We start from the raw sequence: 25,941 nt of genomic DNA, 5'->3' as shown, positions 1-25,941 counted from the left end.
CGAAGGGTGCACTTCTCTGCGAGACCCCGACAGCCCTCGTGGGCACGCGACGGGGCCGGGTCCCCCTCCGGACCCGGCCCCGTGCACACACGTCCTCAGACGCCCCGCACCGCCGCCGTCGATCCCCGTACCACCAGTTCCGGCTGGAACACGTACTCCGTGCGCTGGACGGGGCTGCCGGCTATCTCCTCCAGCAGGGCGCCGACCGCCGCCGCAGCCATCGCCTGGACGGGCTGGCGGACCGTGGTCAGCGGCGGGTCGGTGAACGCGATGAGCTGGGAATCGTCGAAGCCGACCACGGACACCTCGCGCGGCACCGCGAGGCCCCGGTCCCGGGCGGCGCGGACCACGCCCAGGGCCATCAGGTCGCTGCCGCAGACGATGCCCGTGCAGCCCCGGTCGAGCAGGGCGCCCGCCGCCACCTGGCCGCCCTCGACGCTGAACAGCGTCGAGCACACCATGAGTTCGGCCTCGGAGCGGTCCATCCCCAGCAGCGACACCGCCGCGTCCACGAAGCCGTCGCGTTTGCGGCGGGAGGGGACGTAGCGCTGCGGGCCGATCGCCAGGCCGACCTTGCGGTGGCCGAGTTCGGCGAGGTGGCCCACGGCCATCCGGACGGCGGCGGTGTCGTCGGGCGATACGAAGGGGGCGCTGATCCGTTCGTTGTAGCCGTTGATCAGGACGAACGGCACGCCCCGGTCGGTGAGCGCGGCGTAGCGCGCCGGGTCGGCCGAGGTGTCGGCGTGCAGCCCGGAGAGGAACACGATGCCGCCGACGCCGCGTTCGACGAGCTGCTCGACGAGTTCGTCCTCGGTGGCGCCGCCGGGCAGCTGGGTGCAGAGGACCGGCGTGTAGCCGTGGCCCGCCAGGACCTGTTCCACGGACTGCGCGAACGCCGGGAAGATCGGGTTGGTGAGTTCGGGCGTCACCAGCCCGATCAGTCCGGCGCTGCGCTGCCGCAGCCGTACCGGGCGCTCGTAGCCGAGGATGTCGAGCGCCGCGAGCACCCGCTGACGCGTGGTGTCCGCGACGCCCGGCTTGCCGTTGAGCACCCGGCTGACGGTCGCCTCGCTGACCGAGGCCTGTCCGGCGATGTCGGAGAGCCTCAGCGCGCTGCCGGCCCTGGGCGGGGGGACCGTCACACCGTCCACCACACCGTGGTGTCGGCCGGGAGCTCGATCTCGGCGCCGTCGGTGGTGACCGGGGCGCTGGACAGCAGGACGGTTCCGCGTACGGGGATGCGGACCGGGGCGTCCGTGGTGTTGACGGTGCAGACGAAGCCGGGGCGGGCGAAGATCAGCAGGCCCTCGGGGGCCTCCAGCCACTCCACCGCCGTTCCGGCACCGAGCCCCGGGTGCACCCGGCGGGCGGCGATCGCGGCCCGGTACAGCTCCAGGGTGGAGCCGGCCGCGCCGGCCTGGGCCTCGATGCTCAGCTCGCCCCAGCCGGTGGGCTGCGGGAGCCAGCTGCCGCCGTCGCCGAAGCCGCACGAGCTGCCCTCGCGGGTCCACGGGATCGGCACCCGGCAGCCGTCGCGGAAGCCGTCCTGGCCCTCTGCCCGGAAGAACGAGGGGTCCTGGCGGGCCTCGTCGGGGAGGTCGGTGACGTCGGGCAGGCCGAGCTCCTCGCCCTGGTAGACGTAGGCGGAGCCGGGCAGCGCCAGCATCAGCAGGCTGGCCGCGCGGGCCCGGCGCAGGCCCAGCTCGCGGTCGCCCGCGGTACGGATCTGGGTGCCGAGCCCCGGCGGGTTGGCGAACCGGGTGGCGTGCCGGGTGACGTCGTGGTTGGAGAGCACCCAGGTGGTGGGGGCGCCGACCGGGCGCATCGCGTTCAGCGAGGTGTCGATGACGGCGCGCAGCTCGGCGGCGTCCCAGGCGGTGGCCAGGTACTGGAAGTTGAAGGCCTGGTGCATCTCGTCGGGGCGCACGTAGTTGGCGGTGCGCTCGACGGTCGGGGTCCAGGCCTCGGCCACCAGGATCCGCCCGCCCGTCGCCCGCCGCCGCCCCTCTGACGAAGGCCCTTCGGGCCCCATTGCATCGGGGTACTCGTCGAGGATGGTGCGCCAGCTGCGGTAGACCTCGTGTACGCCGTCCTGGTCGAAGAAGGGCATGACATCGTTTCCGAGCAGCTTCAGCTGGTCGTGCGTGCCCAGGTCGGGCAGCCCCTCGGCCTTGACGAGGCCGTGCGCCACGTCGACCCGGAAGCCGTCGACGCCCATGTCGAGCCAGAAGCGCAGGATCGAGCGGAACTCGTCCGCGACGGCCGGGTGCTCCCAGTTGAAGTCGGGCTGTTCGGGCGCGAAGAGGTGGAGGTACCAGTCGCCGGGCGTGCCGTCCGGGTCGGTGGTCCGGGTCCAGGCCGGTCCGCCGAAGATGGACTCCCAGTCGTTGGGCGGGAGTTCGCCGTCCGTGCCCTTTCCGGGGCGGAAGTGGTAGCGGTCGCGCAGGGCGGAGCCGGGGCCATCGGCGAGCGCGCGCTTGAACCACTCGTGCTGGTCGGACGAGTGGTTGGGCACCAGGTCGACGATGATCCGCAGGCCCAGGTCGTGGGCGTCCCGGATCAGCGCGTCGGCGTCCAGCAGGGTGCCGAACATCGGGTCGATGGCCCGGTAGTCGGCGACGTCGTAACCCGCGTCGGCCTGCGGGGAGGCGTAGAAGGGGCTGAGCCACACCGCGTCGACGCCGAGGTCCTTGAGGTACGGGAGCCGGGCGGTGACGCCTGCGAGATCGCCCATGCCGTCGCCGTTGCCGTCGGCGAAACTGCGCGGATAGACCTGGTAGATCACCGCGTCCTGCCACCAGCCGGTGCGGTGGCCCGGGGCGTCGGTGGACGTGCCGGTGGAGGGGGCAGCGAGGTGCTGGGTCATGTCGTCCCTGGGGTGTCTGGGTGGGGGGCGGCGCCGGAACCGGGTCGGGATGCCGGCGCCACCGTGACTTGGTGCGTGCGGGTCGTGCTGCTGCCGTTGGGGACGCTCAGCCCTTGACGGCTCCGGCGGACATGCCGGTGACGAGGTGCTTCTGCGCGAACAGGAAGACCAGGGCCGCGGGTATCGCGATCAGCACGGACGCGGCCGTCATCGGACCCCACTGGGCCCCGTACTGGTTGACGAACAGCTGGAGGCCGCCCGCGAGGGTGAGGTTGTCCTCGCCGACCATGAAGGCGGAGGCGTAGGCCACCTCGCCCCAGGCGGTGATGAAGGAGTAGAAGGCGGTGACGGCGAGGCCGGGCTTGGCCAGCGGCAGGATGAGCCGCCAGAACGTGCCGAACGGGGTGAGGCCGTCGACCTGCCCCGACTCGTCGATCTCGCGCGGGATGGTGTCGAAGAAGCCCTTCATCATCCAGGCGCAGAAGGGCACCGAGATGGTGAGGTAGGTGATGACGAGACCGGCGGGCTTATTGAGCAGCCCCATGCCCGCCATGATGTTGTAGATCGGCACGATGAGGACCGCGACCGGGAACATCTGGGTGACGAGCAGCGTCCACATCAGTCCGCGCTTGCCGGGGAAGCGGAAGCGGCTGACGGCGTAGCCGGTCGAGGCGGAGACGATCACGCCGAGGAGTGTGGTGAACCCGGCGACGAGCACCGAGTTGCCGAACCACGTGAGGAACTTCGTGTTCTGGATCAGGTTCGAGTAGTTCTCGAAGGTCGTCTCTCTGAAGAAGTCCGTCGTCGTCGCGAACTGGGCGGGCTTCAGCGAGGTGAGCAGCACCCACAGCACGGGGAACACGGCGATCACCGAGGCGACGACGAGCGTCAGGTGCAGGGCGGTGGAGGCCAGCGGTGAACGCTCGCCGCGCAGCCGGACCTTGGGCGCGGAGTGCCGCGCGGTGGGGGTGGGGATGGTGGTCACCAGTCGTCTCCCTGGGTGCGCAGGACTCGCCGGTAGATGGCGGCGAAGATCAGCAGGAGTACGAGGATCAGCACACCCCATGTGGAGGACTGCGCGAAGTCGCGCGGGCTGATCTCAAAGGAGAACTTGTACGCCTGCGTCACCAGGATCTGGGTGGCGTCACCGGGTCCGCCCCGGGTCAGCAGGTAGATGACCGGGAACATGTTGAAGGTCCAGATCGTGGAGAGCAGGATCACCGTCGTGGAGACGGGACGCAGTCCCGGCAGCGTGATGTGCCGGAAGCGCTGCCAGGCGGTGGCGCCGTCCATCTCGGCGGCCTCGTAGTGCTCGCTGGGGATGGACTGCAGGCCGCCGAGCAGGGCGACCATCATGAACGGCACACCGAGCCAGACGTTGACGGCGATGACGGCGACCTTCGCCCAGGTCGGGTCGTTCAGCCACGGTATGCCGTCGAAGCCGGCCCCGGAAAGGATCTTGTTGAGCAGCCCGCGGTCCTCGTTGTAGAGGAAGCGCCAGGCGAAGACGGAGACGAAGCCCGGGATGGCCCAGGGCAGGATCAACGCCATCCGGTAGGCGGAGCGCCCCGCGATCCGCCGGTTGAGGATGTTGGCGAGCGCCATCCCCAGGGAGAAGGTGATGGCCACGCAGGAGACCGTCCACACCAGGGTCCAGCCGAGCGTGCCGAGGAACTGATCGCCGGTGAGCGCCTCGGTGTAGTTGTCCAGGCCCACGAACTTGTACGTGGCGGGCAGGTGGTTGACACCGATGGACCGTTCGACGTTGCGCTCGTTGGCGTCGGTCAGCGACAGGTAGATGCCGCGGACCAGCGGATACCCGATGATCACGCCGATCACGGCGACGACCGGGGCGACCATGGTCCAGGCGTACCAGTGGGTCGACAGCGCCCGCCGGATCCGGCCCGGGGGCGTGGGGTTGCCAGTACCGCGGCTCCGGCCGCGGGCGACGGTTTCGTCGCCCGCGGCCTTCGCCACCGACTGGCTGGTGTGGACAGCCATCAGCCGGCCTGCCTTCCTGGGTTACTTCCAGCCCTTGAGGAGCTTGCGGTAGGAGTCGCCGGTCGTCTTGACGGCCTTCTCCGGGGAGGTCTGTCCGGTGAGGACCTTCGTGTACTCGGTGACGAGCGGAGCGAAGAGGCTGCCGGTCTCCGGGATCCACGGGCGCTCGACGGCGCTCTCGACGACGGGCTTGAAGAAGCCGACGATCTCGTTGTCGACGACGCTCTCCTGCGCGTAGGCCGAGGTGCGGGTCGGCAGCAGGTTGAGCTCCTTGGTGACCTGGGCCTGGGTCTTGACGGAGGTCATGTAGTCGACGAAGGCGTAGGAGGCGTCGAGGTTCTTGGAACCGGCGTAGACGGCGAGGTTGTGGCCGCCCTGCGGGGCGCCCTGTGCGGCGGAGCCGGCCGGGACCGGGGCGACGCCCAGGTTGGCCTTGTCCTTGAACTCCTTGCCGGTGTAGGTGTCGGCGACGGCCCACGGGCCGTTGATCATCATCGCGACCTTGCCGTCCTTGAAGGACGACTGCATGTTCTCCCAGCCGTCCGTCGCGTCGGTCTTGGCGGCGCCGGAGTCGACGAGGTCCTTGACGACCTTCATCGCCTTGACGCCGGCCGGGTTGTCGATGGTGACGGACTTGCTGGAGGCGTCGACCATGTCGCCGCCCTCGCCGTACAGGAAGGACAGGAACCAGTACGCGTCGTCGCCGCGCAGGTAGAGACCGGTCTTGCCGGTCTTGTCCTTGATCTTCTTGGATACGGTCTTCAGCTCGTCGACGGTCTTGGGGACCTCGACGCCGGCGTCCTTGAAGATCTTCTTGTTGTAGAAGATGCCCATGGAGTCGATGACCTGCGGCACCGCGTACGTCTTGTCCTTGTACTTGGTGGACGCGGCGGCCTGCTTCAGAAAGTCGTCCGCCTTCTGGAGGGCGGGGGTGCCGTCCAGCGGGGCGAGATAGCCGAGGTCGGCGAACTCGGGCGTCCAGGCGACCTCGGAGCGGATCACGTCGGGGGCACCGGAGCCGGACTGCGCGGCGTTCTTGAACTTGTTCTGCGCGTCACCGAAGGGCACGTTGACGTACTTGACGTCGACCTTCGGGTGTTCCTTCTCGAAGCCCTCGGCGATCTTCTTGAAGACCTTGTCCTCGCTGCCCGCGGTGGAGGTGTCCCACCACGTCACGGTGCCCGAGAGCTCGCCCGAGCTCTTGGAGGTGCCGTTGGAATCGTCGTCATCGCTGCCGCAGGCGGTCGCCGCGAGCGCCAGGGCCGCGACCAGGGCGGTGGCCGTTATGCCACGTCGCATCTGAACTCCTTCAACTGCCGTACCGCTCCGTCGCGGCGCCGGGTCGACGTGAACGTAACAAGGATGAAAGAAGGCCGAAAGAGTTTGCGGAAGATTTCTGCAAGCTCCGGTGATCGTTACATTCGCGTGTCCTCAAGGTTGCCGTCAAGCCCCTTGACGCGGGCCCCTGAACCCTGGCAGGGGCAGGCCACCGCCCATGATTCCGCAGTGCGACGATCTGATCGCAGCCGGCGAACCGGCTTCGCAAGGTCTTGCAAGATATTGCCGAAGCCCTTCGGAAGACCTCCGGAAGACCTTCACGGCCGGAGCAACGGGAGGCGCCCCGGGCCGACCCCGCAGCCGCCGGGGCCCGATTCCTGCGCATGGTGGGCAATCCGACCCGCTCCCGGTACAGTCCAGTCCCATGACCGCACGGCTTGCCGATATCGCAACTCAGGCGGGGGTCAGCGAAGCGACGGTCAGCCGTGTGCTGAACGGCAAGCCCGGGGTTGCCGCTGCCACCCGCGAATCCGTCCTCGCCGCGCTCGACGTCCTGGGCTACGAACGGCCCGTACGGCTGCGCAGGCGCAGCGCGGGTCTGGTCGGTCTGATCACGCCCGAGCTGGAGAACCCCATCTTCCCGGCGCTCGCCCAGGTCATCGGGCAGGCGCTGACCCGGCAGGGCTACACCCCGGTACTGGCGACCCAGACGCCCGGTGGCTCCACCGAGGACGAGCTGACCGAGATGCTGGTGGACCGCGGCGTCTCGGGGATCATCTTCGTCTCCGGGCTGCACGCCGACACCTCGGCCGACATGCAGCGCTACGAGCAACTGCGCGCCCAGGGGGTCCCCTTCGTACTGGTTAACGGTTTCTCGCCCAAGGTGCAGGCGCCGTTCATCTCACCGGACGACCGGGCCGCGATGCGGCTGGCGGTGACGCATCTGGTGTCGCTGGGCCATACCCGGATCGGACTGGCCGTCGGCCCCAAGCGGTTCGTCCCCGTGGTCCGCAAGATCGAGGGCTTCCACGCCACGATGCGGGAGCAGTTGAACCTCACCCCGGACGAGGTGGAGGAGCTGATCCAGCACTCCCTGTACACGCTGGAGGGCGGCCAGGCGGCCGCCTCGGCGCTGATGGAGCGGGGTTGCACGGCGGTGGTGTGCGCGAGCGACATGATGGCGCTGGGTGCCATCCGTGCTGCTCGCAGGCTCTCCAGGGACGTACCGCGCGATCTTTCGGTGGTCGGTTACGACGACTCGCCGCTCATAGCGTTCACCGATCCGCCGCTGACCACGATCCGGCAGCCGGTGACGGCGATGGGCCAGGCCGCGGTGCGCACGCTCCTGGAGGAGATCGGCGGCACTCCCGCCCCGCACAGCGAGTTCGTCTTCATGCCCGAGCTCGTCGTGCGCGGTTCGACGGCCGCGGGCCCCGGCCCGGACACGGCACCTGCCCCGACCGTCCAATAATCCCACGCGCACCCGCAGCCCGCAGGACGTGCGAGCGGCTGGGCCCCACAAGCCCTTCGCGCCGTCCGCAGGACGTGCACGCACCTTCCGACCGGAGGATCATCAGGCGGAGGGGGCAAATCTGGCAGACTCTGTGCCTATGGGTGAATTGAGCGTGAAACCACAGGAAGGCCGCACGGAGGCCACCCCGTCACCCATCGTGAACGAGGCGGCTCCCGAGGCGAACACGAAGCAGGCCGGCAACGTGAACCGGCTGCGCAGACTGCGCGACCGCAGCCTGGCAGGGCTGCGTGCCCCGCGGTCCCCCAGACGGCCACGTCTCTGGTTCGAAATCCTGCTGATCGCGGTCAGTTACTGGCTGTACTCGCTGGTACGGAACGCCGTCCCCGAGCAGAAGGCGGCGGCCCTGGCCAACGCCGACTGGATCTGGTCGGTCGAGCGGTTCATGGGCATCGCCGTCGAACAGTCGGTCAACCACGCGGTCAACTCCGTGACATGGCTGATCGTGTCGATGAACTACTACTACGCGACACTGCACTTCGTCGTCACCATCGGTGTGCTCGTGTGGCTGTTCCGCCGCCACCCAGGACGCTACGCGGCGGCCCGTCTGACCCTGTTCGCGACCACGGCGGCCGCGCTGGCCGGCTACTACCTCTTCCCGCTGGCACCACCCCGCCTGATGAACGGCAGCAAGTTCATCGACACGGTCATGGTCCACCAGACCTGGGGTTCGATGGCCTCGGGCAACTTCAAGGAAATGTCGAACCAGTACGCGGCGATGCCGTCGATGCACATCGGCTGGTCACTGTGGTGCGGCCTGACCGTCTTCGCCCTGGCCTCCGCGCCCTGGGCGAAGATCCTGGGCCTGCTCTACCCGGCGGTCACGCTGATCGTGATCGTGTCGACCGCGAACCACTTCTGGCTGGACGCGGTGGGCGGCATGGCCTGCCTGGCCTTCGGCTACGCGGTGTCGTACGCCTGGTACGGAGCGCTCCCGCACCATCTGCCGAGGCAGATCCCCCGGAAGACGGCCCGGCGCCCACGCCTGTCCGCGCTCTCGGTGCACCGGGCGAAGGCCGCGGTGGGCCGGAACTGACGGACCGGGGCGACGTCAGGCCCCCGCCGCGACTGAGAAGCGGGGTCCGGCGCGGAGCCCCGGAAACCCCGCCGCGACGGCATCCGGCACCGCACCGGCGCCACGCCTCACACCGCCGCCCCGTAGAACAGCTCGTCCACCACCGCCCGCGCGCGCCGGGTGATCCGCCGGTAGTCGTCCAGCATGTCGCCGACGTGTCCTGGCTCGTACCCCAGGTACCGCCCCACCGCCGTCAGCTCCCGGGGCCCGGACGGGAAGGTGTCGCCCGGCCTCCCCCGCACCAGCATCACCGCGTTGCGGACCCGGGTGGCCAGCACCCACGCCTCGTCCAGCGTCTGGGCGTCCTCGGCGGAGATCAGCTCCGCCGCACAGGCCGCCGCCAGCGCCTCGCGGGTCCGGGTGGTCCGCAGCCCCGGCACCTCCCAGCCGTGCTGCATCTGCATCAGCTGGACCGTCCACTCGACGTCGCTCAGCCCGCCCCGGCCCAGCTTGGTGTGGAGCGTCGGGTCCGCCCCGCGCGGCAGCCGCTCGGACTCCATGCGCGCCTTCAGCCGCCGGATCTCGCGGACGGCGTCCTCCCCCAGCCCCTCCGCCGGATAGCGCAGCGGATCGATCAGCTCGATGAAGTCGCTGCCCAGGTCCGCGTCGCCGGCCATCGGCTGGGCGCGCAGCAGTGCCTGGCTCTCCCAGACCAGCGACCAGCGCCGGTAGTACGCCTCGTACGACTTCAGGGTGCGGACCAGGGGCCCGCTCTTGCCCTCGGGGCGCAGATCGGCGTCGATGAGCAGCGGCGGGTCCGCGGTCGGCAGCTGGAGCAGCCTGCGCATCTCGGCCACCACCCGGTTCGCGGCACGGGCCGCCTCCTGCTCGTCGACGCCCTCGCGCGGCGCGTGGACGAACAGGACGTCCGCGTCGGAGCCGTAGGCGAGCTCCTGTCCGCCGAAGCGGCCCATGCCGATGACCGCGAACCGGGTGGGGAGCGTGTCGCCCCACTCGGCGCGTACGGCGGCGCGCAGCGCTCCGGCGATGGTGACGGCGTTGAGGTCGGTGACCGCGGTGCCGACGCGGTCGACGAGCGCGCCCGGGTCCTCTTCCGCAGGGCTGTCCTCGGTGCCGTAGGAGCCGATGAGGTCGGCGGACGTGGTCCGGAACAGTTCGCGCCGCCGCACGCCGCGCACCACCGCCACCGCCGATTCGGCGCCCTCCGAGCGCCCGACCGCGGCCAGCACCTCCTGCTCCAGGGCGTCCCTGCCGCGTGGCTTGAGCCCCTGCGGGTCGCCGAGGATCGCCACCGCCTCCGGGGCGCGCAGCAGCAGGTCCGGGGCGAGCCGGCCGGCCGACAGGACCCGGGCGAGGTTCTCCGCCGCCGCGCCCTCGTCGCGCAGGAGGCGCAGGTACCACGGGGTCTTGCCCAGCGCGTCGGACACCTTGCGGAACCCGAGCAGTCCGGCGTCCGGGTCGGCGGAGTCCGCGAACCAGCCGAGCAGCACCGGCAGCAGGGTGCGCTGGATGGCGGCCTTGCGCGAGACCCCGGACGACAGCGCCTCCAGATGCCGCAGCGCGGCCGCCGGGTCCTCGTAGCCGAGGGCTTCGAGCCGGTGCGCGGCGGCCTTCGTGCTGAGCCGGGACTCGCCGGGGGCGAGCTGGGCGACGGCGTCGAGCAGCGGCCGGTAGAACAGCTTCTCGTGCAGTCGGCGCACCACGGAGGCGTGCCGCTTCCAGGCCTGGTTGAGCTCGGTGACGGGGTCGGTGCGCATGCCGAGGGAGCGGGCGAGGCGCCGCAGGTCCGGTTCGTCCTCCGGCACGAGGTGGGTGCGGCGCAGCCGGTAGAGCTGGATGCGGTGCTCCATCGTGCGCAGGAAGCGGTAGGCGTCGTCCAGCTGTGCGGCGTCCACCCGGCCCACATAGCCGCCCCGGGCGAGCGCGCCCAGGGCCTCCAGGGTGGAGCCGCTGCGCAGGGCGGCGTCGTTGCGGCCGTGCACGAGCTGGAGCAGCTGTACGGCGAACTCGACGTCCCGCAGTCCGCCGGGCCCGAGCTTGATCTCGCGGTCGACCCGGTCGACGGGGATCGTGTCGATGACGCGGCGGCGCATCTTCTGCACGTCGGGGACGAAGTTCTCGCGGTCGGCGGCCTGCCAGACGAGCGGCGAGACGGCCTCGACGTACTCGGCGCCCAGCGCGGGGTCACCGGCCACCGGCCGGGCCTTGAGGAGCGCCTGGAACTCCCAGGTCTTGGCCCAGCGCTGGTAGTAGGCGAGGTGCGAGGACAGGGTGCGCACCAGGGGCCCGTTGCGCCCCTCCGGGCGGAGGTTGGCGTCGACGGGCCAGATGGTGCCCTCGACGGTCGTGTCGGAGCAGATCCGCATCATGTGTGCGGCCAGCCGGGTGGCGGCGGGGATCGCGGCGCTCTCCTCGGCGCCGTCGGCGGGTTCCGCCACGAAGATGACGTCGACGTCGGAGACGTAGTTCAGTTCGTGGCCGCCGCACTTGCCCATCGCGATGACGGCGAGGCGGCACTGCGCGGCGTCCTCGGGCGCCGCCGTACGGGCGATGGCGAGCGCGGCCCGCAGGGTGGCCGTGGCCAGGTCGGCGAGCTCGGCGGCGGTCTGGGCCACGTCCGTCGTACCGCACACGTCCCGGGCCGCTATCGACAGCAGGCACCGGCGGTAGGCGACACGCAGGGCGTCCTGGTCGTCGGCCCCGGCCAGCTCGTGCTCGAACTCGGCCACCCCGGGATGCAGATCGGTGGCCTCGTACGTGACGAGTGCCTGCCAGTCGCGCGGGTGGCGGGCCAGGTGGTCACCGAGCGCCTCGGACGCCCCGAGCACCCCGAGCAGCCGGTCCCGCAGCGGCTTGGCGGTGACGAGGGTGTCCAGCAGGATCTGCCGCTCGTCCTCCTCCTCGGCCTCCACGAGCCGTACGACGCCGCGCAGCGCGAGATCGGGGTCGGCGGTGGCGCCGAGCGCTTCGAGGAGGACGGGGTCGGAGCGTACGGAGGAGAGGTCCGGCAGGTCGAGCAGCCGTTCGGCGGCGGACGGGTCGGTGAATCCGTGCCGCAGCAATCGGGTGAACGTACTGCTCCTGCGCCCCGGCAACGTCGTCATTCCGCGCTCTCTCCTGCTCGCCGCCCGATCACGTTCCAGCATGACGAGCCTAGGGCCTGTCCGGCGGATCAGGGCCGGGAAGGGCGCGGTGTCTGGTGCGGTGCATCGCAAGGCGCCGAAATGTCCTCATCGCGGAGCGATTCGGATGTTTCGGCAACGCGGCGAGGTGCCGTGCCGTGCCAGACACCGTGACCCCGGCCATGATTCGCCTGACGGGCCCTGGTCCCGCACCGATGAGTACGGGGCCGTCGCACAGTCTGTACTTCACCGGCACGTCCCGTTCAGCGCTCTCCTGGAGGCCCGATCATGTCCGCAGCCGAACCGCACGCCGAGCTGGATCCCCGCTACAGCAGCTCCGGCGCCGAGCCCGCCCGCTGGGCCGACGCGCGGGAGCTGCTGTCCGGCGCCGAGCTGTACTGGCTGACGACGGTCCGCCCCGACGGCCGCCCGCACGTCACACCGCTGATCGGGGTCTGGTGGCAGGGTGCGCTGTACTTCTCCACCGGCGCCGAGGAACGCAAGGGCCGCAATCTGGCGGCCAACCCCGAAGTGGTCCTCACGACCGGCAACAACGCCTGGACCGAGGGCTTCGACGTGGTGGTGGAGGGCAGGGCGGACCGGGTGACGGACACGGCCCTGCTGACCGCTCTCGCCCAGGCCTGGGAGGCGAAGTACGGGGAGTTCTGGCACTTCGATGTCGCGGACGGCATGTTCGTGGGCTCCCAGGGCAACCGGGCCGAGGTGTTCGCGGTCCCTCCGCGCACGGTCTTCGGCTTCGGCAAGGGCGAGCGGTTCAGCCAGACCCGGTGGCGTTTCGCCTGAGCCGTCGGGGGGCTCTGCTACCGGGGTCGGGCGGGCATGGTCCCGATCACGACGGTGGCGTACAGCTCGTCGCAGCTGACCACCCGCGGGATCAGCCCGCTGCCGCCGAGGGTCTCCTCAGCGAGGGCGGCCTGCCGTTCGCTCGCCTCGACGAGCAGGCTGCCGCCGGGCGCCAGCCACCTCGGCGCCTCGGCGGCCACCCGCCGCATGACGTCGAGGCCGTCGCCGCCGCCGTCGAGCGCCACCAGCGGCTCGTGCACGCGCGCCTCCGCGGGGAGCAGGGCGACGTCCCCGCTCGGTACGTACGGCACGTTGGCGAGCAGTACGTCGACGCGCCCGCGCAGCGAGCCGGGCAGCGGTGCGAAGAGGTCGCCCTCGTAGACCCGGCCCAGCTCGCCGACGTTGCGCCGGGCGCAGCGCACGGCGGCGGGTTCGACGTCGGAGGCGTGGAGTTCGACGTCCTCCAGAGCTGCGGCGAGCGCGGCGCCGAGCGCGCCCGTGCCGCAGCAGAGGTCGACCACGACGGCGGGTCTCGGGGCGAGTTCCACGGCCTGGCGGATCAGGAACTCGGTGCGGCGACGGGGGACGAAGACCCCGGGGTCCACGGCGATCCGGAGCCCGCTGAACTCGGCCCAGCCCAGGACGTGTTCCAGGGGCAGACCGGCGGCGCGGCGCTCCACCATGGCGGCGAGCGCGGCGGGGTCCCCGGCGGTGGAGGCGATGAGCTCCGCCTCGTCCTCGGCGAATACGCAGCCGGCGGTGCGGAGTGTGGTGATGACGGCGGAGAGGTCGAGCGGTGACAGCGGGACCGGCATGGAGCGGAGCCTTTCGGGAAAACGCCGATGGGTGCTCCGCGGCCGGTTATGTCCGGTCGACCACGCGTTGACGAGGGGCGAGCACCCAGCCTGATACAGCGGTGATGGGTCCCACCTCCTCCGGTACGTCCCCGTGCGGGAACCTTTGCTGCGTCCCCGTGCGGGGATTTCGGTACGTCCCCGTAGAGGGAACTCACTACGTCCCCGTGCGGGGCACGTCACCCTACCCCAGCGCGGACCCGCTCATGCGGACCCTCCGGGCGGGCCGGATCAGCGCCGTCCGGGCCGCCAGTCGTTGCCGCCGTCGAAGAACCGGTTGTGCACGGCGACCGACGTGTTGGCCGCTCGGGTATGCCGCGCCTCGGCGCTGTGCAGCCGCTCGATCTCCTGGCCGTCGAAGTTGTCCGTGGGGCGGCGCCGCTCCTTCAGCATCAGCTTCACGATCAGAAAAACGATCACCGTGAACAGTGCACCGAACAGTACGAATATCTCAGCCATGGCTCCCCGTTCCCCCGCCCACTGCTGCCCTGGCAACCATTGTCAGTGATCGGACAGGTGCGGTCCAGCGGAACAGCGGGCTCCGCAAGCGGGGGGCGGGCCCGGACGCGAAAAGGGCTGACGGTCGCGGTGGCCGTCAGCCCTTCACACGTATCCCGCACGGCACCGGCAGCACCGGTCTCCGGCGGGGTCAGGCGAGCGCCGTCTCGATGGCCTCGAAGATGTCGGCGTCGGTCTCCTGCTGCCAGGAAGGCAGGTCGGGCCAGTCCGCTACGTACCCGGGTTTCGGGTCACCGAAGTGCTTGAACATCTGGGCCGTCCAGCAGGTCGCGACGAATCGGCTCTTCTGCTCGCGGGAAAGACGCGACGCAGCGCCGCCACTGACTTCGACGAACTGCCGCACCTGGTCGTAGACCGATCCTGCGGCCTCACGCTCCCACTGCGGCGTGTCGGCCCACGGAGTCACGTACCCCGCCTTCGGCTCCCCTGGAAAGTGCTTGTGCACTCCGGCGATCCAGGTCTCCCGGAAGAGTCGTGCACCTTCGGTCCGCGGCATGCGTGCCCCTCTCGTCAGAGCGTGCTCAGCGTGGCGATCTCCGCCCTCAGCTCCGCCACACGGTGGTCGCGGTTCAAGGGACCGAACTCCTCGCACAGGGCTCGGAGTCTACGGGCGACGTACCCGGACGATGAGGCTCGGGCGAGGCCGATGGCCTCGTGGCCGTACGACACGACCTGCTCGGCGTCCCGCCGCTTCGCGCCGATGGCCGCCAGGTCGGTGAGCACAGCTCCGCGTCGGCGGTAGGACTGCCCGGGTGCCAGGGCCGACTGCTCCAGCGCCCCTCGCAAAGCCCGCTCCGCCAGGTCGAGGCGGCCGAGCTGCACATAGCGAGATCCCCGTTCCTCGGTCAGACGCGCCCCGTCGAACCGAAGCCAGCCACCGTTGGCGGTGCCCCCGTCGAGGCCGAGGACGGACTCCGCCTGCTCCATCGCGCGTTCGCACGCGTCCAGGTCACCGAGGCCCGCGTACGCCTCGGCCCGGACCGAGGCAACCCACTGCCGGGTCGGGAGGTCGCTGTCGCCACGGTCGGCCAGTCGTGCGGCTGCTCCGAGCATCTGCGTGGCCTGGCCGTAGCGTCGCTCGGACATGTCGACGTAGGCATGACGAACGAGGGCGCAGGCCCACAGGTCGTAGGCCTCGGCGTCCTTGCTGACCGATGCGGCAAGCGAGTACGAAGCTGCGGCGTCCGCGTACCGGCTGCCGTCGAAGGCCACCTCACCGGCCAGCTGGAAGAGGTCAGCCGCCGCGTTCAGCAGAGGGCGGGGGCCGCCACCGTTACCTGCCAGAGCGTCATTGAGCGTCGTCAGCTGATCCCGGACGACCGGGTGGACGGAACCCTTGGAGCGGGCCAGTCGGTAGACCTGCCAGAGATGGCTGTTCATGCGTGCGAAGTCGGCCGGCGTTCCCCTGTGGACTCCCTCGACAAGGGCCTCGGCCTCCTCGGCCGGGAGAACGGTCAACGCCCCGCTGATGGTCAGTATGCGGAGGAATTCGCGGCGGATCATTTCGTCGGGGTCTCCCGCCTTCGAGGGCTCGCCGGGCAGGTGCCCGTCGCTCTCCCGGCCTTCGGCTCGCGACGGCGCCAGGAGGGCGTCCAACTCTTCGAGACTGACTTCGAGGACTCTGGCCAGGCCTCGCCGCTGCACCGGCTGCGGATCGATCCTGCCGCACTCCCAGCGCCCGACCGTTGTGCGGTCCACACCGAGCAACTGGGCCAACTTCTCCTGACTGTAGCCCAGGGTCCGGCGCCGTTTCGCCAGTCCCATGTCGCCCCTCCTTCCCACGACTTCGCCGCTCCCGCGCCTGCGCCCGGATCTGCCTCAAGAGTGACGCATCGATGCCGTGGAGACCTTCGACTCCGAGCGTTTTCCTTGTCGTTGACCCGGAAGAGCGCATGAATACGCGAAGGAGCGAGGCCATGGCCACACAGGAAGAAGCACGGACTCACCGACGGGACCACGGCGTGCAAGAGCGCCCCCTCGGCACCGAACCACGTGTGGCCATGACGCTCAGGGTCTCCCGTGATTCGGGGCGGACATGGGGGCCCCGGACGGAAGTGGCGCCGGGCAGGGGGCCGGTGGCTCCCGCATCCCTCTGCAGGTTTCCACCGTGCGCGTGCCTGCTTTGCACGGGAGGCGGGCGGACCTCCGCAGCTCCTGTCCGGATGGCGCCGTGATGCAGTGCACACGCTGGCACCGGCTGCCGCTGAGGCTGGCAGCGGACGCCCGGGAAAGGTCGGCCTCGGGATGCGTCGACAGCGCCGTTCAGTGCCAGCTGTCCGTCCACAGCGGCGGCCGGCACTACGGCCTTCTCGACGACGTCGAGTACGGCACCGCGATGTGGCTCCGGTGGTACGAGGCCTCTGTGGACCTGGCCGTGCTGCCGGACTGCCCGGCGGTCGCTCCGGGGCCGGATGGCGACGGCTGCTGCCTGTTCGCCGGTCACGACGGACAGCACACCTGGGAAGAGGTCCGGCCCCTGGAGGAGAGGAGCCCTGAACCGGACTAGCCCGGTGTGTTCAGGCCGGTGCGTTCAGGCAGGTGGCGGGCACCGTCGGTTGGGAGAGTCGCGCACCGCCGTTGGTGCGGACTGCGGGCCGCGGTCGCACAACCACCCCTCCTCCAGCCACAACGATTGGTTGTACCTGCCTACGATGACCAGGTGGACACCGAGGCATTGCGATCGTTCGTCCGGGCCGCCGAGCTCGGGCAGCTGCGGCATGCGGCCGACGAGCTGGGCGTGACGCAGCAGGCGGTCTCCAAGCGGATCGCCGCCCTGGAGCGGAAGCTGGAGGTCCGGCTGTTCGCGCGGACCGCCCGGGGGGTGGAGCTGACCCTGGACGGCCGGGCCTTCCTCCCCCACGCCCGGGGCATCGTCGCCGCCGTCGAGCGGGCCGTCGCCTCGGTCAGGCCTGGCTCACGGGCGCTCCGGGTGGACGTACTCGGCCTGCGGAGCGCGCAGGCCCTCGTGCTGCACGACTACTGGCGGTCGCGTCCCGGGTCCGGCCTCGACGTGGTGACCCTGCGGGTCAATGATCCGCGCGTGGCGGCCGCCGCCGTCGCGGCGGGCGATATCGACGCCTCGTTCCGCACCGTCACCGATCCGGACGCGCTGCCGTCCGGTGTGCGGATGCTGCACGCGTTCGACTCCCCGCTGGAACTCCTGGTCGGCCCGGGGCATCCGCTCGCCTCCGCGCCCAGCCTGACACCGGCCCAGTTGCGCAAGCACCGGATCTGGGTGCCGGGCATCGCGCCGCTGAGCGAGTGGTCGGACTTCTACGACCAGCTCGCCGCCGAGTTCGACCTGCGTATCGACGCGGCCGGGCCGCACTTCGGCGACGAGGTGCTCCTCGACACCCTCGCGGAGTCCGGCCAGGTGGCCACCCTCGTCGGAGCGCGCGACCGGTACACCTGGCCGGCCGAGTACGGCCTGCGCCGCATCCCGGTCGTGAATCCGACCCTCGCGTACCCGCTGTCGCTCATCGTCCCCGCGGTGAACCCCCACCCGGGGCTCCGCGGTGTCATCGCCCACCTGGAAGGCCTGCCGGGTCTCCCCGCGCCGGTCTGGCGCCCGACCTGGGCAACGTGAACCGACCGTCGTCCCCGTCACCCGCACACCACCACCGCAAAGGACCCTCGCTTGTCCAACGACCGCCTCATGCGCATCCACAGCCCCGAGTTCCGGGCCATGTCCGAGCGGGTCCTGCGGGCCACCCGGCTCACCTCCCGGCTGAACGTCCTGCCCTTCGATGACGAGAGCGGCAAGGCCGAGCTGTTCGAGCAGATCCTCGGCAGGCCGCTGCCGCCGAAGGTCACCGTCTATCCGCCGTTCTACACGGACCACGGGCTCCGACTGGACCTGGCCGAGCGGGTGTTCATCAACCAGAACTGCACGTTCCTGGATTACGCCGGCATCCGGCTCGGCGAGCGGGTGATGGTCGGCCCCAACGTCATGTTCATCACCGTCGGCCACCCGGTCGATCCCGAGGAGCGACGGGGCTGGCTGACCGGCGCGCCCATCGACGTCGCGGAGAACGTGTGGATCGGCGCCGGTGCCAAGATCCTGCCCGGCGTCAGCATCGGCCGCGACGCCGTGGTCGCCGCCGGCGCGGTCGTGGCCGACGACGTTCCGCCGGCCAGCCTGGTGACCGGCGGCAAGGCTGCGGTGCGAAGGCGGTGGTGACCGGGCCCGGGACGGCTTCGGGCCGACCGTGCGACACGGCCGGCCCGGAGCGTACTCATCAGCTCTGCGCGGAAGTTGGGGAAGTTACAGCACCGGCAGCAGGTTCTTCAGCTCGAAGGCCGTGACCTCGCTGCGGTACTCCTCCCACTCCTGCTTCTTGTTGCGGAGGAAGAAGTCGAAGACGTGCTCGCCGAGCGTCTCCGCGACCAGTTCGCTCTTCTCCATCAGCGAGATCGCCTCACCCAGGTTCTGCGGGAGGGGCTCGATGCCCATCGCGCGGCGTTCGGCGTCGGACAGGGCCCAGACGTCGTCGTCGGCGCCCGCCGGGAGTTCGTAGCCCTCCTCGATGCCCTTGAGGCCGGCGGCCAGCAGGACCGCGTACGTCAGGTACGGGTTGGCGCCGGAGTCGATCGAGCGGACCTCGACGCGGGCCGAGCCGGTCTTGCCGGGCTTGTACATCGGGACCCGGATGAGGGCGGAGCGGTTGTTGTGGCCCCAGCAGATGTACGAGGGGGCCTCGCCGCCGGCGCCCGCGGCGCGGGAGGAGCCGCCCCAGATGCGCTTGTAGGAGTTGACCCACTGGTTGGTCACGGCGGAGATCTCCGCGGCGTGCATCAGCAGGCCCGCGATGAAGGAGCGGCCCACCTTCGACAGCTGGTACTCGGCGCCGGACTCGTAGAACGCGTTGCGGTCGCCCTCGAAGAGGGAGAGGTGGGTGTGCATGCCCGAACCGGGGTACTCCGAGAACGGCTTCGGCATGAACGTCGCCTGCACGCCCTGCTCCAGCGCGACCTGCTTCATGACCAGGCGGAACGTCATGATGTTGTCGGCCGTGGAGAGCGCGTCCGCGTAGCGCAGGTCGATCTCCTGCTGGCCGGGCGCGCCCTCGTGGTGGCTGAACTCGACCGAGATGCCCATCGATTCGAGCATCGTGATCGCCTGGCGGCGGAAGTCCATACCCACGTTCTGCGGGGTGTGGTCGAAGTAGCCGGAGCTGTCCGCCGGGGTGGGGCGGCTGCCGTCGACCGGCTTGTCCTTCAGCAGGAAGAACTCGATCTCGGGGTGGGTGTAGAAGGTGAAGCCGAGGTCGGACGTCTTGGCGAGGATCCGCTTCAGGACGTAGCGCGGGTCCGCGAAGGACGGCGAGCCGTCCGGCATCAGGATGTCGCAGAACATGCGGGCGGTACCCGGGGCCTCCGCGCGCCAGGGCAGGATCTGGAAGGTGCCCGGATCCGGCTTGGCGATCATGTCCGACTCGTAGACCCGGGCGAAGCCCTCGATGGCAGAGCCGTCGAAGCCGATCCCCTCGTCGAACGCCTGCTCCAGCTCGGCAGGGGCGACGGCCACGGACTTGAGGTAACCGAGCACGTCGGTGAACCACAGCCGGACGAACCGGATGTCCCGCTCCTCGAGTGTCCTGAGGACGAATTCCTGCTGCTTGTCCATAGCCACATCCTTGCAGTTCAGACGGTCCGTGCACCACCGCCCGGGGTAGGGGGGAAACTCCAGTATCACGACCCGGGATTTCACCCAGATTACGCACACGACGTGAGATGGAGCACTCGGCCACCCACTACGATCGTCGGCCATGGTGTGCACGGGCTGCGGCGGCCCGGCAACCGCCCTGCGCACACCCGATTTCCGACCCGTTCCAGACCCTCATCGCCCCTTCGCAGAAGGACCTCGACATGAGCCACGAGAGCCACGACCGCAGGACGCGCATAGAGCAGATGCGCAACGCCGACCGCGCGCGGGACCGCCGCAGCCGCGTGGTGGCCATAAGCCTCGGCGCCGTCGTCGTCGCAGGTCTCGTCGCCTTCGGCAGCTACACCCTGCTCGACAGGTCCGAGGCGTCGGCGGACCAGAAGACCTCGGACGCGAAGGCCTCGGAGCAGCCCGGGACGGAGGGGAAGGACGCGGGCGGCGGCGCGATCGAGGGCGAGAAGACGTGGGACGCGAAGAAGCTGACCCGCAACCACGTCACCAAGCCCGTGACGTACCCGATGAAGCCCCCGGTCGGGGGTGACCACGACCCCGTCTGGATGAACTGCGACGGCGAGGTATACAAGGAGCCGGTCCCCGACATGAACGCCGTGCACGCGCTGGAGCACGGTTCGGTGTGGGTGACGTACACGGACAAGGCCCCGGCCGCCGACGTGGCCCAGCTGGCGGACCGGGTCTCGAAGACCCCGTACTCGCTGATGAGCCCGTACAAGGACCAGGCCGGCACGATCATGCTGAGTGCCTGGGGCAAGCAGCTCACGGTGGACGGCGCCGGTGACCCCAGGGTGGCGCAGTTCTTCACCAAGTACGTGCAGGGGCCGCAGACCCCCGAGCCCGGTGCCGCGTGCACCGGCGGGCGGGGGGCCGAATGACGGTTACGGAGCGCACCCGGCGCACCCGCTGGGTGGCCGGTTCCGCCGTGGCGCTCGCGGTGCTGTTCGCGGGGGCCGCGACGGTGGCCTCCGCGCGGGACGACGGGGCCGGCCACCACCCGAGCGCCTCCGGGGCCGCCCAGCGCACGCCCGGCGCGGAGTCGGCGGACGCCGGCTTCGCCCGCGACATGGCGGTCCACCACCAGCAGGCCGTGGAGATGTCCTTCATCGTGCGGGACCGCACGCGGGACGAGGACGTGCGCCGGCTCGCGTACGACATCGCCAACACCCAGGCCAACCAGCGGGGCATGCTGCTCGGCTGGCTGGATCTGTGGGAGCTGCCCAAGGTGGCCGCCGGGCAGGAGCCGATGGCCTGGATGGCCGGTGGTGGACAGAGCGGACATGAGGGCCACGACATGGCGGGGATGCCTGGCATGGACGGGGGCGCCTATCGGGCCCACGACGGGTCCCTGATGCCCGGCATGGCCACCCGCACCGAGCTCGGCCGGCTCCGCGAGGCCAGTGGCAAGCAGGCCGAGGTCCTGTATCTCCAGCTGATGACCGACCACCACAAGGGCGGCATCGACATGGCCCGCGGCTGCGCGGACCTGTGCACCGTCAAGGTGGAGAAGCGGCTGGCCCAGGGCATGGTCGAGGCCCAGCAGTCCGAGCTGGACGCGATGGCCGACCTGCTCGCCGAGCGTGGAGCGAAGCCGAGGGACCACGGCTGAGAGTTCCCCGCGTACCGCAGGTGCACCCGAATGGGTGACAGCGCTCGCGTACCCCGAACGGGCCCACGACGATGGGTTCGCTCGGGGTCGTAGAGCTGTGCCCACCGGCACGCGGGAGGAAAACGCCCATGACCACTGCCAAGGAAATCATGCACACCGGCGTCACCTGGATCCCGGCGCACGAGACCCTCGACCGCGCCGCGCAGCTGATGCGTGAGCACAAGGTCGGCGCGCTGCCCATCTCGGCCGAGGGCGACAAGGACCGGATGATCGGCATCCTCACGGACCGCGACATCGTGGTCGACTGCGTGGCGATGGGCAAGGATCCGTCGAAGGTGACCGCGGGCGACCTCGCGCAGGGCACACCGCGCTGGATCGACGCGGGCGCGGAGGTGGAGGACGTGCTGCAGGAGATGCAGGACCACCGGATCCGGCGGCTCCCCGTCGTCGAGAACAAGCGGCTGATCGGCATGATCAGCGAGGCCGATCTGGCGCAGCACCTCTCCGACGACCAGATCGCCGGCTGGGCGGAGAAGGTCTACTCCCGCAACTGACCGGCACCGCGTACGGCCTGACGGCCCGGCGGCCCGCCCTCCGCCGCGCGCGGGGTGGCGGGCCACCGTCGTTCATATACCCGGTAGGGGTAAGGTGGCCGGCATGTTCGGGACGAGGAGTGCGAGGTACGGGCAGTTGCTGCTGTTCGCCGCGCTGCTCTTCGGGATCTTCACCATGCACACCGTCGGGCACCCGGCGGAACACGGCGGGCCGGGTGGCGGCGCCGCCCCGATGGCCGCCGCACACTCGATGACCGCACCCGGCCCGGCGGCCGGGCAGGTCACCCAGGTCGCCGAGGCCGCTCACCCCGGCATCCGGCACCCCGTCCGTCCGGCGCCGATGCGCGGTATGGACCCGATGGCCGTCTGCCTCGCCGTGCTCACGGTCTGGGGCCTCGCCCTGCTCACCGCGCTCATGGCGGCGCGGCGGCCCGCGAACGGTGTGCCGGGGGCCGCCGGGGCGCGTTCGCCGCGGCTGCCCCGGCCCCCTCCCCCACCACGGCCGCGCAAGGCCCTCCTCACCTCTCTGTCGGTACTGCGGATATAGGCGCGCCCGCGCCCCCGTCCGGGGCAGACCGCGCCCCGTCCGCCCTTCACCACACCGACCACACCTTGAGGTGCACTCAGCCATGCCCGCTCAGCACACCCGACGCGCCGTACTCGGCGCATCGCTCGCCCTCGCCGGTACCGGAGCCCTCGCCGCCTGCTCCGACGGCGGCACGAGCACCGGCCACTCCGGCATGAACCACTCCGCCATGGACGACGCCGGGCCCTCCGGCACGGCGGCCCCCTCGGGATACGTGTCCCCCGACGGCCCCGAGGTCGCGGCGGCCGAGAAGCGGCGGGGTTCCGGACCCGTCCGCGAGGTCTCCCTGACCGCCACCCCGTCCCGGCTCGACCTGGGCGGCGGGCACACCGTCAGCACCTGGGCGTACGGGGACCGGCTGCCCGGCAAGGAGGTGCGGGTCACCGCCGGTGACACGCTCGCCCTCACCCTCGCCAACCACCTCCCGCAGCCGACCTCGATGCACTGGCACGGGCTCGCCCTGCGCAACGACATGGACGGGGTCCCCGGGCTGACCCAGCGGGCCATCGAGCCCGGCAAGGACTTCACCTACCGGTTCGCGGTGCCGGACCCCGGCACGTACTGGTTCCACCCGCACTCCGGCGTCCAGCTGGACCGCGGGCTGTACGCGCCGCTGATCGTCGATGACCCGAAGGAGCCGCTGTCGTACGACAAGGAGTGGGTCGTCGTCCTGGACGACTGGCTCGACGGGGTGGACGGCTCCACCCCGGACGCGGTGCTCCAGGAACTCACCAAGGGCAGCGGGCACAGCGGGCACGCCATGGGCGCGTCGCCCTCTGCGGGCACCGGGACCGGGCCCTCGCGCATGCTCATGGGCGCCACCAGCGAACTGCTGGGCGGCGACGCGGGCGACGTCGGCTACCCGTACTACCTGATCAACGGCCGCACCCCGCAGGACCCGGCCTCCCTCAGCGCCCGGCCCGGCGACCGGATCCGGCTGCGGATCATCAACGCCGGCGGTGACACCGCCTTCCGTATCGCGCTCGGCGGCCACCGGATGACGGTCACGCACACCGACGGCTTCCCGGTCCGGCACACCACGACGGACGCCCTGCTGCTCGGCATGGGCGAGCGGTACGACGTGCTGGTGACCGCCGGGGACGGGGTGTTCCCGCTGACCGCGCTGGCCGAGGGCAAGAAGGCCTCCGCGCTGGCGCTGCTGCGGACCGGGGGCGGGGCGGCGCCCGGCGCCGCCGTGCGGCCCAAGGAGCTGGACGGCTCGCTGGTCACCGCCGACCGGCTCGTTCCGGACGCGTCCGTGGCGCTGCCCGGCCGGACGCCCGACCGGACGGTGCGGATCCGGCTGACCGGCTCCATGGCCGCGTACGACTGGGCCTTCGACGGGAAGCCGTACAGCGCCGATCGGCGCCATCCGGTGCAGGCCGGGGAGCGGGTGCGGATGGAGTTGCGCAACGCGACCTCGATGTGGCACCCGGTCCATCTGCACGGGCACACCTTCGCGCTGGCCGGGAACGCGTCCGGGGCCCGTAAGGACACCGCGATCGTGCTGCCCCGGCAGACGCTCACGGTCGACTTCGACGCAAGCAACCCCGGGCTGTGGATGCTGCACTGCCACAACCTGTACCACGCGGAGGCGGGCATGATGACGGTCCTCGGCTACCGGGGCTGACCGGCTCCCCGGCGGGCCGCACGGCTTTTCGCGCGGCCCGCCAGGACATCGCGTCAGTCAGACGATTACACTGGGCGGCGTGCCTCAACTACGCCTCGCACTGAATCAGATCGACTCGACCGTCGGTGACCTCGCCGGCAACGCCGAGGCGATCCTCCACTGGACCCGGCACGCCGCCGAGCAGGGCGCCCACCTGGTGGCGTTCCCCGAGATGGTGCTGACCGGTTACCCCGTCGAGGACCTGGCCCTGCGGTCGTCCTTCGTCGAGGCGTCGCGGGACGCGCTGCGTGCGCTCGCCGCCCGCCTCGACGAGGAGGGCTTCGGGGAACTGCCGGTCGTCGTCGGATACCTCGACCGCTCCGAGTTCGCCGCGCCGCGCTACGGGCAGCCCGCCGGGTCCCCGCGCAACGCCGCCGCGGTGCTGCACCGCGGCGGGATCGCGCTGAACTTCGCCAAGCACCACCTGCCCAACTACGGCGTCTTCGACGAGTTCCGGTACTTCGTACCGGGCGACTCGATGCCCGTCGTACGGGTGCACGGCATCGACGTCGCGCTCGCCATCTGCGAGGACCTCTGGCAGGACGGCGGCCGGGTGCCGGCCGCGCGGGCCGCCGGGGCCGGGCTGCTGCTCTCGATCAACGCCTCGCCCTACGAGCGGGACAAGGACGACACCCGGCTCGAACTGGTCCGCAAGCGGGCCGAGGAGGCCGGCTGCACGACGGCCTACCTGGCGATGATCGGCGGCCAGGACGAGCTGGTCTTCGACGGCGACTCGATCGTCGTCGACAAGCGGGGCGAGGTCATCGCCCGTGCGCCGCAGTTCGCCGAGGGCAGCGTCATCATCGACCTCGACCTGCCGGCCGCCCCGGCCGACGCGCCGTCGGGCGTGGTGAACGACGGGCTGCGCATCGACCACGTGGTGCTCTCCGAGAAGCCGCTGCCGCCGTACGAGGCGGAACTGGCCGGCGGGTACGCGGACCGGCTCGACGACGACGAGGAGTTGTACTCGGCGCTCGTGGTGGGCCTGCGCGCGTACGCGGCGAAGAACGGCTTCAGCAGTGTGCTGATCGGGCTCTCCGGCGGGATCGACTCCGCGCTGGTCGCCGCCATCGCCTGCGACGCGCTCGGGGCGCAGAACGTCTACGGCATCTCGATGCCGTCGAAGTACTCCTCGGACCACTCCAAGGGCGACGCGGCCGAGCTGGCGCGGCGCACCGGGCTGAACTTCCGGACCGTACCGATCGAGCCGATGTTCGACGCGTACATGGGCTCGCTGGGGCTCACCGGTCTCGCGGAGGAGAACCTCCAGTCGCGGCTGCGCGGCACGATGCTGATGGCCGTCTCCAACCAGGAGGGCCAGATCGTCCTGGCGCCGGGCAACAAGTCGGAGCTGGCGGTCGGCTACTCGACGCTGTACGGCGACTCCGTCGGTGCGTACGGGCCGATCAAGGACGTCTACAAGACGTCGATCTTCCGGCTGGCGAAGTGGCGCAACCGGGCCGCCGAGGAGCGCGGACAGACCCCGCCGATCCCGGAGGCCTCCATCACCAAGCCGCCGAGCGCGGAGCTGCGCCCGGGTCAGGTCGACACGGACTCGCTGCCCGACTACGACGTGCTGGACCGCATCCTGGAGATGTACGTCGACCGGGACCAGGGGCTCGACGCGATCGTCGCGGCCGGGTTCGATCCGGCGCTGGTGGCGAAGACGCTGCGGATGGTGGACACCGCCGAGTACAAGCGGCGGCAGTACCCGCCGGGCACGAAGATCTCGCCCAAGGGCTTCGGCAAGGACCGGCGGCTGCCGATCACGAACCGGTGGCGCGAGTCCGGCTGACGCCGGGGGTACGGGTGGCTGCGGGCCCGTCCGGCCGAGG

23 protein-coding genes are annotated in these 25,941 nt (G+C 70.9%); 12 read left to right on the top strand and 11 right to left on the bottom strand.

Features of this window, described 5'->3' with window-relative positions; translation table 11 throughout:
* Positions 1-95 precede the first annotated feature (95 nt).
* The 5 genes from EDD93_RS19885 to EDD93_RS19865 form a co-directional block, all read right to left on the bottom strand.
* On the bottom strand, positions 96-1,154 hold the full coding sequence (locus EDD93_RS19885; RefSeq protein WP_123526421.1) for a LacI family DNA-binding transcriptional regulator: 1,059 nt from the start codon (positions 1,152-1,154) through the stop codon (positions 96-98).
* A complete protein-coding gene (locus EDD93_RS19880; RefSeq protein ID WP_123526420.1) occupies positions 1,139-2,866 on the bottom strand; it encodes a glycoside hydrolase family 13 protein in 1,728 nt (575 codons plus the stop codon). Before EDD93_RS19880 ends, EDD93_RS19885 begins: the two co-directional genes overlap by 16 nt.
* 106 nt (positions 2,867-2,972) lie before the next feature.
* On the bottom strand, positions 2,973-3,851 hold the full coding sequence (locus EDD93_RS19875) for a sugar ABC transporter permease (protein ID WP_123526419.1): 879 nt from the start codon (positions 3,849-3,851) through the stop codon (positions 2,973-2,975).
* Complete coding sequence (locus EDD93_RS19870) at positions 3,848-4,867, bottom strand: carbohydrate ABC transporter permease (protein WP_123526418.1); 1,020 nt, start codon at positions 4,865-4,867, stop codon at positions 3,848-3,850. Before EDD93_RS19870 ends, EDD93_RS19875 begins: the two co-directional genes overlap by 4 nt.
* Before the next feature lie 21 nt (positions 4,868-4,888).
* The gene (locus EDD93_RS19865; protein ID WP_123526417.1) at positions 4,889-6,166 is read right to left on the bottom strand and encodes an extracellular solute-binding protein; all 1,278 of its coding nucleotides are present in this window, start codon (positions 6,164-6,166) and stop codon (positions 4,889-4,891) included.
* Between the two features lie 403 nt (positions 6,167-6,569).
* Between EDD93_RS19865 and EDD93_RS19860 the strand changes: the two genes are divergently transcribed.
* Together EDD93_RS19860 and EDD93_RS19855 are read left to right on the top strand one after the other, a co-directional pair.
* Positions 6,570-7,616, top strand: a complete 1,047-nt coding sequence (locus tag EDD93_RS19860) for a LacI family DNA-binding transcriptional regulator (protein WP_123526416.1) — start codon at positions 6,570-6,572, stop codon at positions 7,614-7,616.
* A 199-nt stretch (positions 7,617-7,815) separates the two neighbouring features.
* Positions 7,816-8,712: a phosphatase PAP2 family protein gene (locus EDD93_RS19855; protein ID WP_123526415.1), complete on the top strand. Its 897-nt coding sequence runs from the start codon at positions 7,816-7,818 to the stop codon at positions 8,710-8,712.
* A gap of 107 nt (positions 8,713-8,819) precedes the next feature.
* On the opposite strand, the gene EDD93_RS19850 is transcribed toward EDD93_RS19855, so the two are convergent.
* Entirely contained in the window at positions 8,820-11,816 is a 2,997-nt protein-coding gene (locus EDD93_RS19850; protein WP_123526414.1) for a bifunctional [glutamine synthetase] adenylyltransferase/[glutamine synthetase]-adenylyl-L-tyrosine phosphorylase, read from the bottom strand.
* Positions 11,817-12,122: 306 nt separating this feature from the next.
* Between EDD93_RS19850 and EDD93_RS19840 the strand changes: the two genes are divergently transcribed.
* Complete coding sequence (locus EDD93_RS19840) at positions 12,123-12,638, top strand: pyridoxamine 5'-phosphate oxidase family protein (RefSeq protein WP_123526412.1); 516 nt, start codon at positions 12,123-12,125, stop codon at positions 12,636-12,638.
* Positions 12,639-12,655: 17 nt separating this feature from the next.
* On the opposite strand, the gene EDD93_RS19835 is transcribed toward EDD93_RS19840, so the two are convergent.
* From EDD93_RS19835 to EDD93_RS19820, 4 genes are all read right to left on the bottom strand, one after another.
* Complete coding sequence (locus EDD93_RS19835; protein WP_123526411.1) at positions 12,656-13,453, bottom strand: putative protein N(5)-glutamine methyltransferase; 798 nt, start codon at positions 13,451-13,453, stop codon at positions 12,656-12,658.
* A 270-nt stretch (positions 13,454-13,723) separates the two neighbouring features.
* Positions 13,724-13,951, bottom strand: a complete 228-nt coding sequence (locus tag EDD93_RS19830; protein ID WP_123526410.1) for a hypothetical protein — start codon at positions 13,949-13,951, stop codon at positions 13,724-13,726.
* Positions 13,952-14,141: 190 nt separating this feature from the next.
* Positions 14,142-14,507, bottom strand: a complete 366-nt coding sequence (locus EDD93_RS19825) for a hypothetical protein (protein ID WP_123526409.1) — start codon at positions 14,505-14,507, stop codon at positions 14,142-14,144.
* 14 nt (positions 14,508-14,521) lie between these two features.
* On the bottom strand, positions 14,522-15,775 hold the full coding sequence (locus EDD93_RS19820) for a helix-turn-helix transcriptional regulator (protein WP_123526408.1): 1,254 nt from the start codon (positions 15,773-15,775) through the stop codon (positions 14,522-14,524).
* 409 nt (positions 15,776-16,184) lie between these two features.
* Here EDD93_RS19820 and EDD93_RS19810 point away from each other — a divergent pair, with 409 nt between their 5' ends.
* The 3 genes from EDD93_RS19810 to EDD93_RS19800 all read left to right on the top strand — a co-directional run bounded on the left by EDD93_RS19810 (position 16,185) and on the right by EDD93_RS19800 (position 18,191).
* Complete coding sequence (locus EDD93_RS19810) at positions 16,185-16,517, top strand: hypothetical protein (RefSeq protein ID WP_123526406.1); 333 nt, start codon at positions 16,185-16,187, stop codon at positions 16,515-16,517.
* A 153-nt stretch (positions 16,518-16,670) separates the two neighbouring features.
* Positions 16,671-17,597, top strand: coding sequence for a LysR family transcriptional regulator (locus EDD93_RS19805; protein WP_123526405.1), 927 nt, complete (start codon positions 16,671-16,673; stop codon positions 17,595-17,597).
* Between the two features lie 51 nt (positions 17,598-17,648).
* Complete coding sequence (locus EDD93_RS19800; protein WP_123526404.1) at positions 17,649-18,191, top strand: DapH/DapD/GlmU-related protein; 543 nt, start codon at positions 17,649-17,651, stop codon at positions 18,189-18,191.
* 84 nt (positions 18,192-18,275) lie between these two features.
* Here the strand turns inward: EDD93_RS19800 and glnA are convergent, their stop codons facing one another.
* On the bottom strand, positions 18,276-19,637 hold the full coding sequence (gene glnA / locus EDD93_RS19795; protein WP_123526403.1) for a type I glutamate--ammonia ligase: 1,362 nt from the start codon (positions 19,635-19,637) through the stop codon (positions 18,276-18,278).
* A gap of 242 nt (positions 19,638-19,879) precedes the next feature.
* Here glnA and EDD93_RS19790 point away from each other — a divergent pair, with 242 nt between their 5' ends.
* From EDD93_RS19790 to EDD93_RS19765, 6 genes are all read left to right on the top strand, one after another.
* Positions 19,880-20,566 (top strand): DUF3105 domain-containing protein, encoded by a 687-nt coding sequence (locus tag EDD93_RS19790; RefSeq protein ID WP_398904223.1) that lies wholly within the window; start codon positions 19,880-19,882, stop codon positions 20,564-20,566.
* Positions 20,563-21,297, top strand: a complete 735-nt coding sequence (locus EDD93_RS19785) for a DUF305 domain-containing protein (RefSeq protein ID WP_123527876.1) — start codon at positions 20,563-20,565, stop codon at positions 21,295-21,297. Before EDD93_RS19790 ends, EDD93_RS19785 begins: the two co-directional genes overlap by 4 nt.
* Positions 21,298-21,425: 128 nt before the next feature.
* Complete coding sequence (locus EDD93_RS19780; RefSeq protein WP_123526402.1) at positions 21,426-21,851, top strand: CBS domain-containing protein; 426 nt, start codon at positions 21,426-21,428, stop codon at positions 21,849-21,851.
* A 103-nt stretch (positions 21,852-21,954) separates the two neighbouring features.
* On the top strand, positions 21,955-22,398 hold the full coding sequence (locus EDD93_RS19775; protein ID WP_123526401.1) for a DUF6153 family protein: 444 nt from the start codon (positions 21,955-21,957) through the stop codon (positions 22,396-22,398).
* Between the two features lie 82 nt (positions 22,399-22,480).
* On the top strand, positions 22,481-24,067 hold the full coding sequence (locus tag EDD93_RS19770) for a multicopper oxidase family protein (RefSeq protein ID WP_123526400.1): 1,587 nt from the start codon (positions 22,481-22,483) through the stop codon (positions 24,065-24,067).
* Positions 24,068-24,146: 79 nt separating this feature from the next.
* Positions 24,147-25,901: an NAD+ synthase gene (locus tag EDD93_RS19765; RefSeq protein ID WP_123526399.1), complete on the top strand. Its 1,755-nt coding sequence runs from the start codon at positions 24,147-24,149 to the stop codon at positions 25,899-25,901.
* The last annotated feature ends 40 nt before the right edge of the window (positions 25,902-25,941 follow it).

The sequence above is a fragment of the Streptomyces sp. 840.1 genome (assembly GCF_003751445.1).
Taxonomy (GTDB): Bacteria; Actinomycetota; Actinomycetes; order Streptomycetales; family Streptomycetaceae; genus Streptomyces.
Note: the sequence above shows the minus strand (reverse complement) of the source record. Positions and strands in the feature narration are given on the sequence as shown.